The sequence below is a fragment of the Gilliamella sp. B2923 genome (genome assembly GCF_026536565.1).
Classification (GTDB): domain Bacteria; phylum Pseudomonadota; class Gammaproteobacteria; order Enterobacterales; family Orbaceae; genus Gilliamella.
Genome location: NZ_JAFNNZ010000019.1, coordinates 1 through 11832, shown reverse-complemented (window position 1 = coordinate 11832; position 11832 = coordinate 1). Strand labels below are relative to the sequence as shown.

9 protein-coding genes and 5 pseudogenes are annotated in these 11832 nt (G+C 43.3%); 7 read left to right on the top strand and 7 right to left on the bottom strand.

What is annotated here, in order from left to right; translation table 11 throughout:
* Positions 1 to 107 precede the first annotated feature (107 nt).
* Positions 108 to 185: pseudogene (locus tag J3U42_RS11860) on the top strand (hypothetical protein); the annotation flags it as partial.
* 30 nt (positions 186 to 215) lie between these two features.
* Here J3U42_RS11860 and J3U42_RS11855 read toward each other — a convergent pair.
* Positions 216 to 611, bottom strand: a pseudogene (locus tag J3U42_RS11855) (helix-turn-helix domain-containing protein); the annotation flags it as partial.
* Positions 612 to 698: 87 nt separating this feature from the next.
* Here J3U42_RS11855 and tetC point away from each other — a divergent pair.
* The gene (gene tetC / locus J3U42_RS11850) at positions 699 to 1292 is read left to right on the top strand and encodes a tetracyline resistance-associated transcriptional repressor TetC (protein WP_000428546.1); all 594 of its coding nucleotides are present in this window, start codon (positions 699 to 701) and stop codon (positions 1290 to 1292) included.
* A gap of 112 nt (positions 1293 to 1404) precedes the next feature.
* Here the strand turns inward: tetC and tet(B) are convergent, their stop codons facing one another.
* Complete coding sequence (tet(B), locus tag J3U42_RS11845) at positions 1405 to 2610, bottom strand: tetracycline efflux MFS transporter Tet(B) (RefSeq protein WP_001089072.1); 1206 nt, start codon at positions 2608 to 2610, stop codon at positions 1405 to 1407.
* 81 nt (positions 2611 to 2691) lie between these two features.
* Here tet(B) and tetR(B) point away from each other — a divergent pair, with 81 nt between their 5' ends.
* Positions 2692 to 3315: a tetracycline resistance transcriptional repressor TetR(B) gene (gene tetR(B), locus J3U42_RS11840; protein WP_000088605.1), complete on the top strand. Its 624-nt coding sequence runs from the start codon at positions 2692 to 2694 to the stop codon at positions 3313 to 3315.
* Here tetR(B) and J3U42_RS11835 read toward each other — a convergent pair.
* The 3 genes from J3U42_RS11835 to J3U42_RS11825 are packed head-to-tail and all read right to left on the bottom strand — an operon-like array spanning position 3293 to position 4686.
* Positions 3293 to 3979 (bottom strand): ArsR/SmtB family transcription factor, encoded by a 687-nt coding sequence (locus J3U42_RS11835; RefSeq protein WP_001284954.1) that lies wholly within the window; start codon positions 3977 to 3979, stop codon positions 3293 to 3295. The two genes, tetR(B) and J3U42_RS11835, sit on opposite strands and share 23 nt — an antisense overlap.
* Before the next feature lie 7 nt (positions 3980 to 3986).
* Entirely contained in the window at positions 3987 to 4373 is a 387-nt protein-coding gene (locus J3U42_RS11830; RefSeq protein WP_000460651.1) for a hypothetical protein, read from the bottom strand.
* The gene (locus J3U42_RS11825; RefSeq protein WP_000562370.1) at positions 4366 to 4686 is read right to left on the bottom strand and encodes an antibiotic biosynthesis monooxygenase family protein; all 321 of its coding nucleotides are present in this window, start codon (positions 4684 to 4686) and stop codon (positions 4366 to 4368) included. The genes J3U42_RS11830 and J3U42_RS11825 overlap by 8 nt, the downstream gene beginning before the upstream one ends.
* 443 nt (positions 4687 to 5129) lie before the next feature.
* On the opposite strand from J3U42_RS11825, the gene gltS reads away from it, so the two are divergent.
* Positions 5130 to 6335 carry a sodium/glutamate symporter gene (gene gltS / locus J3U42_RS11820; protein ID WP_000599533.1) on the top strand — a complete coding sequence of 402 codons (1206 nt, stop codon included), beginning with the start codon at positions 5130 to 5132 and terminating at the stop codon, positions 6333 to 6335.
* A gap of 230 nt (positions 6336 to 6565) precedes the next feature.
* Positions 6566 to 6685 (top strand): annotated as a pseudogene (locus J3U42_RS11815) (LysR family transcriptional regulator); the annotation flags it as partial.
* 15 nt (positions 6686 to 6700) lie between these two features.
* Here J3U42_RS11815 and J3U42_RS11810 read toward each other — a convergent pair.
* Positions 6701 to 7066, bottom strand: a pseudogene (locus J3U42_RS11810) (transposase); the annotation flags it as partial.
* 33 nt (positions 7067 to 7099) lie between these two features.
* Entirely contained in the window at positions 7100 to 10105 is a 3006-nt protein-coding gene (locus J3U42_RS11805; RefSeq protein WP_001143759.1) for a Tn3-like element Tn3 family transposase, read from the bottom strand.
* A gap of 163 nt (positions 10106 to 10268) precedes the next feature.
* Here J3U42_RS11805 and J3U42_RS11800 point away from each other — a divergent pair, with 163 nt between their 5' ends.
* Positions 10269 to 10826 (top strand): recombinase family protein, encoded by a 558-nt coding sequence (locus tag J3U42_RS11800; protein ID WP_152953140.1) that lies wholly within the window; start codon positions 10269 to 10271, stop codon positions 10824 to 10826.
* Positions 10827 to 10999: 173 nt separating this feature from the next.
* A pseudogene (gene bla / locus J3U42_RS11795) lies at positions 11000 to 11749 on the top strand (class A beta-lactamase); the annotation flags it as partial.
* Positions 11750 to 11832 lie beyond the last annotated feature (83 nt).

Here is an 11832-nt window from a genome sequence, read left to right as displayed (position 1 = left end):
TAAACCCCTTATGCAGCCATAAAAGGCTCTATCTTACGACAGACACATATGACTTTTTTCTAAACGGCTTATGCAGCTTTCAAGTGTCTGTAACGACTATCAAGCTAAGGGAAGACTTACTCGTGGCTGCAACCCTACTAGCTCAAAATTTATTCACACATGGTTACGCTTTGGGGAAATTATGAGGGGATCTCTCAGTGCATTGCCTCCAATTCCCATAATTTATTACGCCGATAATAACTTGGTGTAACCTTAAAAATGTACTTAAATCGACGTGTAAAAGATTGTTGGGAATCAAATTGATATTTTAATGCGATCTCAAGGATAGTTTTTTTCGTCAACCTCAACTCAACAGCCGCTTTCGTCAAACGACGAGCACGAATATAGCTAGCCAGTGTGACCCCTGTTACTTTTTTGAACAGCCGCTGAAAATACCACTTGGTATAACCCGCTTTATTCGCCACATCATCAAGCAGTAAAGACTGATCTAAATTATGTTCAATCCATAATAGAACATCTTTGATAACCGTTGTATGAAACTGCTTATCATCATATCTTAATTGGATGTTATTAGCTTTATTTTGATAGCGAGAATGCTGTTCAATATACATAAAATAACCTAAATGTTCTTAAGATTGTCACGACCACATCATCATGATACCATAAACATACTGACGGTATGTTATTTTAAATCTATCATGGAAAATAAAAATCATCAACAAGAAAATTTTAAGAGTACCTATCAATCACTGGTTAACTCAGCACGAATATTGTTTGTTGAAAAAGGCTATCAAGCTGTTTCAATAGATGAGATCTCGGGAAAAGCGTTGGTGACCAAAGGTGCCTTTTATCATCACTTTAAAAATAAAAAACAATTACTCAGTGCCTGTTATAAGCAGCAATTAATTATGATTGATGCCTACATCACAACAAAAACTGATTTAACAAATGGTTGGTCTGCCTTAGAAAGTATATTTGAACATTATCTTGATTATATTATTGATAATAATAAAAACCTTATCCCTATCCAAGAAGTGATGCCTATCATTGGTTGGAATGAACTTGAAAAAATTAGCCTTGAATACATTACTGGTAAGGTAAACGCCATTGTCAGCAAATTGATCCAAGAGAACCAACTTAAAGCTTATGATGATGATGTGCTTAAAAACTTACTCAATGGCTGGTTTATGCATATCGCAATACATGCGAAAAACCTAAAAGAGCTTGCCGATAAAAAAGGCCAATTTATTGCTATTTACCGCGGCTTTTTATTGAGCTTGAAAGATAAATAAAATAGATAGGTTTTATTTGAAGCTAAATCTTCTTTATCGTAAAAAATGCCCTCTTGGGTTATCAAGAGGGTCATTATATTTCGCGGAATAACATCATTTGGTGACGAAATAACTAAGCACTTGTCTCCTGTTTACTCCCCTGAGCTTGAGGGGTTAACATGAAGGTCATCGATAGCAGGATAATAATACAGTAAAACGCTAAACCAATAATCCAAATCCAGCCATCCCAAATTGGTAGTGAATGATTATAAATAACAGCAAACAGTAATGGGCCAATAACACCGGTTGCATTGGTAAGGCTCACCAATAATCCCTGTAAAGCACCTTGCTGATGACTCTTTGTTTGGATAGACATCACTCCCTGTAATGCAGGTAAAGCGATCCCACCACCAGCCAATAAAATTAAAACAGGGAAAACTAACCAACCTTCAGATATAAACGCTAAAAAGGCAAATGCACTACTATCTGCAATAAATCCGAGCAGTACTGCCGTTTTTTCGCCCCATTTAGTGGCTATTCTTCCTGCCACAAAGGCTTGGAATACTGAGTGTAAAAGACCAAGACCCGCTAATGAAAAGCCAACCATCATGCTATTCCATCCAAAACGATTTTCGGTAAATAGCACCCACACCGTTGCGGGAATTTGGCCTATCAATTGCGCTGAAAAATAAATAATCAACAAAATGGGCATCGTTTTAAATAAAGTGATGTATACCGAATTCGATTGCGTCTCAACCCCTACTTCGGTATCTGTATTATCACGTGTATTTTTGGTTTCACGGAACCAAAACATAACCACAAGGAAAGTGACAATATTTAGCAACGCAGCGATAAAAAAGGGACTATGCGGTGAAATCTCTCCTGCAAAACCACCAATAATAGGCCCCGCTATTAAACCAAGCCCAAAACTTGCCCCTAACCAACCGAACCACTTCACGCGTTGAGAAGCTGAGGTGGTATCGGCAATGACCGATGCCGCGACAGCCCCAGTAGCTCCTGTGATCCCTGAAAGCAAACGGCCTAAATACAGCATCCAAAGCGCACTTGAAAAAGCCAGCAATAAGTAATCCAGCGATGCGCCTATTAATGACAACAACAGCACTGGGCGCCGACCAAATCGGTCAGACATTTTTCCAAGCCAAGGAGCAAAGATAACCTGCATTAACGCATAAAGTGCAAGCAATACGCCAAAGTGGTTAGCGATATCTTCCGAAGCAATAAATTCACGTAATAACGTTGGCAAGACTGGCATGATAAGGCCAATCCCCATGGCATCGAGTAACGTAATTACCAATGCGATCTTTGTCGAACTATTCATTTCACTTTTCTCTATAACTGATAGGGAGTGGTAAAATAACTCTATCAATGATAGAGTGTCAACAAAAATTAGGAATTAATGATGTCTAGATTAGATAAAAGTAAAGTGATTAACAGCGCATTAGAGCTGCTTAATGAGGTCGGAATCGAAGGTTTAACAACCCGTAAACTCGCCCAGAAGCTAGGTGTAGAGCAGCCTACATTGTATTGGCATGTAAAAAATAAGCGGGCTTTGCTCGACGCCTTAGCCATTGAGATGTTAGATAGGCACCATACTCACTTTTGCCCTTTAGAAGGGGAAAGCTGGCAAGATTTTTTACGTAATAACGCTAAAAGTTTTAGATGTGCTTTACTAAGTCATCGCGATGGAGCAAAAGTACATTTAGGTACACGGCCTACAGAAAAACAGTATGAAACTCTCGAAAATCAATTAGCCTTTTTATGCCAACAAGGTTTTTCACTAGAGAATGCATTATATGCACTCAGCGCTGTGGGGCATTTTACTTTAGGTTGCGTATTGGAAGATCAAGAGCATCAAGTCGCTAAAGAAGAAAGGGAAACACCTACTACTGATAGTATGCCGCCATTATTACGACAAGCTATCGAATTATTTGATCACCAAGGTGCAGAGCCAGCCTTCTTATTCGGCCTTGAATTGATCATATGCGGATTAGAAAAACAACTTAAATGTGAAAGTGGGTCTTAAAAGCAGCATAACCTTTTTCCGTGATGGTAACTTCACGGTAACCAAGATGTCGAGTTAACCACCCTTTAGATTCATAAAGCGAAAATAATGCGGCTCCAACGTACCCACCTAAATGGAAACGGCGTTCACTCCAATCTAAACACGCACAACAGATTTTACGTGAATGTTTGGAAGGAACGTCAATTCCCATTTCATGAAAATATTGAATACCACTTAATGTGATCATTGAACCATTTTCAGTGATCCATTGCTGTTGACAAAGGGAATCATAGATCTTAACGGCAACTTCGCCAGCTAAATGATCATAGCAAGTACGTGCTTTTCGTAAATGCACTGGCGTGGAAACTTTGGCATGTACGCCATGGTTTAAGGAGATCCCCATCATACTTTCCATCAATTCAGCAATATCTTTTCCTGCTAGCCGAAAATAACGATGCTTGCCTTGAGCTACTACTGTGATTAGCTGGCAATCTAATAATTTAGATAAATGACTGCTCGCCGTTGAAGCTGATATATTCGCCACAGAACTTAGCTCAGTGGCCGTCCAAGCTCGCCCATCCATCAAAGCACTGAGTATTTTAACTCGTGAAATGTCAGACATAGCCGCCCCTATCGCGGCTATTGAGGACTCAAAGGTAACCTCTTTTCGTATTAAATTAGCCATCGCAAGTTCACTTTATTGCCCAAGGGAGCGTAACAGATGCAGCCATACTATCATTGTCCGTTATTAATATCAGTTGGTTAGCATGGTCACTGTATTGCACTAAAATATTAATGTTATTCTCCGCCAATACTCGTGCTATTTCGCCAAGTTCCCCCGGTTTTTCCTGTTTTAACTTACGAATTAATGGTGTCCGGATCGCAAGTACTAACAGTCCAGCTTGCTCTAGCGCTATTTTAGCTTCCTTTCCTTGTTCAACAAGAAAATGAGCATGGCATTCATCACCAACCGTAAATATCCCTCCCCCTTCCAATCCAATACCTTTATTACCTAATGTTTTTCCTAGTAATGCTAATTGTCCTATTTGATTATCTAAAACAACGTGAACATCAAACATTATCCTTGTCCTTTTTAAATGAATATTCGCGAGTAATATGAGCAATACTAATTTTGTAAAAATCAAATATTGACTCTCGCCCTTCTTGTTGAGCTTTCGCATGTAAAACATGATTTTTCCATTGCAGAACTGCGTATTCGTTTTCCCACCAAGATAGCGATAACATTTTTCCTTCTGTAGCTAGACTTTGAAAACGTTCAATTGAAATAAAACCAGCTACATGACTTAATAGTGGTCTTAACTCCTCAGCTAAAGTCAAATAGCGAGTTTGTTGGTCGGGTTGTATTTGCACCTCAAATATTACAGCAATCATATTTTTCTCCGTTATTAATCAACAAACAGAGTAATCCACCCGAAAATTAACACTTCGATAAGCAACGAAATATAGAAAGGTCATGCTGCTGTTTTATGTTGTATATCACACTTCTTTAAATTGCTCGGCCTGCGCTTATCATGTTCTCCTTCTCTTATAATTTTGTTTATTATTTATACTTTTTTATTTTTTGCTATCACCGAAAATAGTGCGGATCCCGCATGGTATTTAGGTTTACCCATCATTAAATACCATTGTTGTTATTTTAATCTTTTTAATATTTCATGATTAAGATCACACTAAAATTATGACCCTATTAACTAAAAGTTATGGATACCCTAATAAAACTCATTGTTAAAGATTAGTTAACCAAAGTAACTTCATTTTTCACTATTGTTAAATTGTTATAGTGAAAATTCTGGTAAACTAATAGAGGTAAAAAAATGATCCTAGATGCCAGTTATACATTATTAGTCGCATGTATCGCGCTACTCATAGGAATGTTTGTCGTAAAATTTACCCCGTTCCTACAAAAAAACCACATACCAGAAGCCGTCGTTGGTGGCTTTATTGTTGCAATTGTTCTGTTAATTATTGATAAAACATCAGGTTATTCGTTTACTTTTGATGCTTCATTGCAAAGTTTATTAATGCTCACATTCTTTTCCTCTATCGGGCTAAGTTCTGACTTTTCTCGACTGATTAAAGGAGGAAAGCCGTTAGTTCTATTAACTATTGCAGTAACGATCCTAATCGCCATTCAAAATACTGTCGGCATGAGTATGGCTGTCATGATGAATGAAAGTCCATTTATTGGCTTAATTGCAGGTTCAATTACTCTAACAGGTGGTCATGGTAATGCCGGAGCATGGGGCCCTATTCTCGCTGATAAATATGGTGTAACAGGCGCCGTTGAATTAGCGATGGCTTGTGCAACACTTGGATTAGTGTTGGGTGGTTTAGTTGGCGGCCCTGTTGCCCGTCATCTTTTGAAAAAGGTCTCTATTCCTAAAACAACCGAGCAAGAGCGCGACACTATCGTTGAAGCTTTTGAGCAACCAAGCGTCAAAAGAAAAATCAATGCAAATAACGTTATTGAAACCATTTCAATGCTGATTATCTGTATTGTTGTTGGTGGCTATATCAGTGCATTGTTTAAAGATACTTTTCTGCAACTGCCTACTTTTGTCTGGTGTTTATTTGTCGGTATTATTATCCGTAATACACTGACTCATGTATTTAAACACGAAGTGTTTGAGCCGACCGTCGATGTATTAGGTAGCGTTGCTTTATCGCTTTTCTTGGCAATGGCGTTAATGTCATTAAAATTTGGTCAATTGGCAAGCATGGCAGGGCCAGTATTAATTATCATTGCTGTACAAACTGTTGTCATGGTGCTATTTGCCTGCTTTGTCACCTTCAAAATGATGGGCAAAGATTATGATGCTGTCGTGATCAGCGCGGGTCACTGTGGCTTTGGTATGGGAGCAACACCAACAGCAATTGCGAATATGCAAACAGTCACAAAAGCATTTGGACCATCACATAAAGCTTTCCTTGTCGTTCCTATGGTCGGTGCCTTTATTGTTGATATTTCAAACAGTATCTTAATTAAAATATTTATTGAAATTGGTACATACTTTACCTAATAGCTACACACTACTCGGCGTACTTCTCCTAACAATTTATTATAGGGCAGTATGCCGAGCCGCTTTCTTACCCCGTATATTCCCCTAGTCAATCTATTTAGCTTGCACGTTTACGAATTAATTCTCGTGACAACTAAACCAAAATTTGAATTATGACGAGTATATCTGATTATTTATACTTTATTCGTTAGAATAGTCCGTAGAAATAAATAATCAGTAGGCTACATGGAATGAAATTAAGACATCTCGATATCTTTTATGCTGTAATGACTTGTGGTTCCTTAACGCGTGCGGCTGAAGTTTTACATATTTCTCAACCCGCGGCGAGTAAAGCACTCAAACATGCTGAGCACTGAGAGATCCCCTCATAATTTCCCCAAAACGTAACCATGTGTGAATAGATTTTGAGTAAGCAGGGTTGCAGCCACGAGTGAGTCTTCCCTTGTTATTGTGTAGCCAGAATGCCGCAAAACTTCCATGCCTAAGCGAACTGTTGAGAGTACGTTTCGATTTCTGACTGTGTTAGCCTGGAAGTGCTTGTCCCAACCTTGTTTCTGAGCATGAACGCCCGCAAGCCAACATGTTAGTTGAAGCATCAGGGCGATTAGCAGCATGATATCAAAACGCTCTGAGCTGCTCGTTCGGCTATGGCGTAGGCCTAGTCCGTAGGCAGGACTTTTCAAGTCTCGGAAGGTTTCTTCAATCTGCATTCGCTTCGAATAGATATTAACGGGGTCTGACGCTCAGTGGAACGAAAACTCACGTTAAGCAACGTTTTCTGCCTCTGACGCCTCTTTTAATGGTCTCAGATGTCCTTTGGTCACCAGTTCTGCCAGCGTGAAGGAATAATGGCCGAGCATATTGATATGTCCGTGGCAAAGCGGGGAGAGGCGTGCGATATCTTCATCATTCAGTGTTTCACCCTGCGCCCGGAGATGATCCAGGGCTGCCTGCATATAAATAGTGTTCCATAACACGACGGCGTTAGTGACCAGCCCCAGTGCGCCCAGTTGATCTTCCTGACCGTCGGTATATCGTTTTCTTATCTCACCTTTTTGACCGTGACAGATGGCTCTGGCAACGGCATGGCGACTTTCTCCCCGATTAAGCTGGGTCAGAATGCGCCGGCGGTAATCTTCATCATCAATATAATTAAGCAGATACAGCGTTTTGTTGATGCGCCCCACTTCAATGATTGCCTGAGTCAGTCCGGAAGGACGTTCACTTTTCAGCAATGAACGGACCAGCACTGAAGCCTGTACTTTGCCCAGCTTCAGGGAGCCAGCGGTCCGGATCATTTCGTCCCACTGAAGGACTATTTTTCGGGGATCTGATTGCCCTCTGGCAATATCATTCAGCACGCCATAGTCGGCATCATGGTCCATTCGCCAGAAAACCGAAGCACCGGCATCAGCCAGGCGTGGAGAAAACTGGTATCCCAGCAGCCAGAAAAGGCCAAAGACAAGTTCGCTGGCACCTGCTGTATCGGTCATAATTTCGGTTGGATTCAGCCCGGTCTCCTGTTCCAGAAGACCTTCCAGCACAAAGATAGAGTCCCTCAGCGTCCCCGGTATAACGATGCCATGAAAGCCGGAATACTGATCGGACACAAAGTTGTACCAGGTGATCCCTCTGTTATTACCAAAGTATTTGCGGTTCGGTCCGGCATTGATTGTTCTGACTGGCGTAACAAAGCGCATTCCATCTGCAGATGCCACTTCTCCTCCACCCCATATCTGTGCCAGTGGCAGCGTTGCCTGAAAATCAACCAGTCTGGCATTAGCGCTGGTGATAGTTTCAGCCCGCAGATAGTTCGCTTTTGTCCAGTTCAGCCGGTGTCGGGTCAGTGCAGGAACATTTGATCTGATCAGTGGTTCCAGACCGATATTGCAGGCTTCAGCCATCAGCACGGCGCTGATGCTGACGGGCAGATCATCAACTCTGGCACTGGCTTCACTAGCATGGAAAAACTCATCAGCAAATCCGGTATGGGCGTTAATTTCGAGCAGCAACTCCGTTAAATCCACCGGAGGGAGTAGATCACTGATCATTTTGCTCAGTCGTTTCAGACTGTCCGGCTCATCAAGACTGGCGAGGGGAGAAATTGTCAACCGGGGCTTCGGGCCAGAAACATCGAGTTCGACAGCCTCATTTTCGCAAAGACGTGCAGCAACCTGTCTGTAACGACTATCAAGCTGATGACCCAGAGATTTTATTGCTTCCTGCGGGTCTGTCGGGTGCCCCAAAGAACGATAAACCTTAATCCGGTTTGCCTGCCAGTCAGCACCCTGTAGTAATCTTGCACGAGGATCTCCCCACCGGTTACTGCCGGTAACGTAGACATCCCTCCGCCTCAGACTATCCTGCAGTTTACTGAGAAAGCAGAGCGTGTATCCCCTGCGGGTGATATGTTTTTCCTTGTTAATCACCAGCCGTTTCCATGACCGACTGATAATTTCCGTTGGTGCGTCGTCAAAAAACTGCCGCCGTGAGCTGAACTCCCGGCTGAGGTAGTCACAGGCATTCAGAGTGGTAACCCCGGCAGGTGCGGATGAAAATTTAACGGTATTCAGCAGATGGGGCAGGAAACGACGAACGCGCCCGTACTGCTCCACCATTTCTTCATGAAAATTATCGTCTGAGGGCCGGGCAATTTCACGGACAAGCGTGATGATTTCAGCCAGCTTTTGCCTTGGGATGTAGCTGAACACCTCAGCACGAATCGATTCGTCCGGTGTTTCTTCTTTCAGCAGGTACGAACATGCGCTGGCGAGCGCCAATGCAGATTTATCCAGATCCTTCAGCGAGCGGAGCCGTTTTTTCTGCCCAATCTTTCTGGCGTCACGGATGATAACGGCCAGCATGGCGTCCAGAACGTCCAATGCATCATCCAGCGCCAGCGTTTCCCATGCAAGGACAAAGGCAACCAGAACCGCCATCCTTTTCTGCGGTGACATCCTGGCAATATTGAACACCGAAGTCATACCAGCATAACGTGCGAGATTTTTCAGGCGCACAGCCGGGAGTGTACTCAGGTTTTCAGCATGCAGGCCAAAATCGTTCAGAGTTTTCCAGCGTTCAATTGCTTCATTAAACGCCGGACCACTGATGGTCACAGGGCCCTTTTTCAGTGATTCCAGTAAAGACAGGCGGCTGCAATCAGTTGGCCCCAGCAGCATCTCCAGCTGTGAACGCTGTTCGGCTGACGGTATCAGTGCCAGTTTGTTCCACAGGCGCAACGTCGCCTTTTCCCTTACCTCTGAAATCAACCGGGTCAGCGTAGTGGCTCCGGGGAGAATAATACGATGTTGCATAAGCCACCCTGTCGCCAGATCGAAAAGCAGGCCAGGACGTTCGTTGCTTATCCAGCTCCGGGTATATAAAAGACGGGTAAGGCGAAATGTCCAGGGCCAGGCAAATTCACGATACTGATAGTGCTGACGTATCAGCGCTGCATGCTCACGGCGGGTATTTTCCCTCTGACCGTATTCTGCAAGAACGGTGATATCACGAATCCCGAGCTGTCTGGCGGTAAAATGCCGGACGCCGGAAGGAATATGATTCATATCGGTGAGGAAGGTGCCCAGAAAACGGACACATCCAATTTGCAGGGCAATGCCCAGACGGTTGTGATCACCTCTGCTTTTTCCGATAAATTCCTTGTCTGCTTCATCAAGGTGAAAATATCGTGCCAGCTGAAGCTCATCCGGTTCACCGGTGAATCTGCCATAGCTTTCAGTCTGCTCAGTGGTCAGAAAGTCAACGGGCATATCGGCCTCCCTGCCTGACGGGCATTTAGTAACATTTTTGCAACCGTACGAAATGTTATAAATTATCGGACATCGTAAAACTGTTACATTAATATGTCTATTAAATCGTAAATTTGTAATAATAGACATGAGTTGTCCGATATTCGATTTAAGGTACATTTTTATGCGACTTTTTGGTTACGCTCGGGTCTCAACCAGTCAGCAGTCTCTTGATCTTCAGGTCAGAGCACTCAAAGACGCAGGTGTGAAAGCAAACCGTATATTTACCGATAAGGCATCCGGCAGTTCAACAGATCGGGAAGGGCTGGATTTGCTGAGGATGAAGGTGGAGGAAGATGATGTCATTCTGGTTAAGAAGCTCGACCGTCTTGGCCGCGACACTGCCGATATGATCCAACTGATAAAGGAATTTGACGCTCAGGGCGTGGCAGTCCGGTTCATTGATGACGGGATCAGTACCGACGGTGATATGGGGCAAATGGTGGTCACCATCCTGTCGGCTGTGGCACAGGCTGAACGCCGGAGGATCCTAGAGCGCACGAATGAGGGCCGACAGGAAGCAAAGCTGAAAGGAATCAAATTTGGCCGCAGGCGTACCGTGGACAGGAACGTCGTGCTGACGCTTCATCAGAAGGGCACTGGTGCAACGGAAATTGCTCATCAGCTCAGTATTGCCCGCTCCACGGTTTATAAAATTCTTGAAGACGAAAGGGCCTCGTGATACTATAGGTTAATGTCATGATAATAATGGTTTCTTAGACGTCAGGTGGCACTTTTCGGGGAAATGTGCGCGGAACCCCTATTTGTTTATTTTTCTAAATACATTCAAATATGTATCCGCTCATGAGACAATAACCCTGATAAATGCTTCAATAATATTGAAAAAGGAAGAGTATGAGTATTCAACATTTCCGTGTCGCCCTTATTCCCTTTTTTGCGGCATTTTGCCTTCCTGTTTTTGCTCACCCAGAAACGCTGGTGAAAGTAAAAGATGCTGAAGATCAGTTGGGTGCACGAGTGGGTTACATCGAACTGGATCTCAACAGCGGTAAGATCCTTGAGAGTTTTCGCCCCGAAGAACGTTTTCCAATGATGAGCACTTTTAAAGTTCTGCTATGTGGTGCGGTATTATCCCGTGTTGACGCCGGGCAAGAGCAACTCGGTCGCCGCATACACTATTCTCAGAATGACTTGGTTGAGTACTCACCAGTCACAGAAAAGCATCTTACGGATGGCATGACAGTAAGAGAATTATGCAGTGCTGCCATAACCATGAGTGATAACACTGCGGCCAACTTACTTCTGACAACGATCGGAGGACCGAAGGAGCTAACCGCTTTTTTGCACAACATGGGGGATCATGTAACTCGCCTTGATCGTTGGGAACCGGAGCTGAATGAAGCCATACCAAACGACGAGCGTGACACCACGATGCCTGCAGCAATGGCAACAACGTTGCGCAAACTATTAACTGGCGAACTACTTACTCTAGCTTCCCGGCAACAATTAATAGACTGGATGGAGGCGGATAAAGTTGCAGGACCACTTCTGCGCTCGGCCCTTCCGGCTGGCTGGTTTATTGCTGATAAATCTGGAGCCGGTGAGCGTGGGTCTCGCGGTATCATTGCAGCACTGGGGCCAGATTTTCTAAACAGCTTATGCAGCTTTCAAGTAGAATCTCACATACTATAAACATCGTTTATATAAACACAAAGGGCAATTTTAGG

Excerpts from the sequence above, each read along its gene's own strand:
- J3U42_RS11830 (WP_000460651.1), bottom strand. The coding sequence starts at position 4,373 with ATGTTTGATGTTCACGTTGTTTTAGATAATCAAATAGGACAATTAGCA.
- J3U42_RS11835 (WP_001284954.1), bottom strand. The coding sequence starts at position 3,979 with ATGGCTAATTTAATACGAAAAGAGGTTACCTTTGAGTCCTCAATAGCC.
- J3U42_RS11800 (WP_152953140.1), top strand. The coding sequence starts at position 10,269 with ATGCGACTTTTTGGTTACGCTCGGGTCTCAACCAGTCAGCAGTCTCTT.
- J3U42_RS11825 (WP_000562370.1), bottom strand. The coding sequence starts at position 4,686 with ATGATTGCTGTAATATTTGAGGTGCAAATACAACCCGACCAACAAACT.
- J3U42_RS11805 (WP_001143759.1), bottom strand. The coding sequence starts at position 10,105 with ATGCCCGTTGACTTTCTGACCACTGAGCAGACTGAAAGCTATGGCAGA.
- gltS (WP_000599533.1), top strand. The coding sequence starts at position 5,130 with ATGATCCTAGATGCCAGTTATACATTATTAGTCGCATGTATCGCGCTA.
- tetC (WP_000428546.1), top strand. The coding sequence starts at position 699 with ATGGAAAATAAAAATCATCAACAAGAAAATTTTAAGAGTACCTATCAA.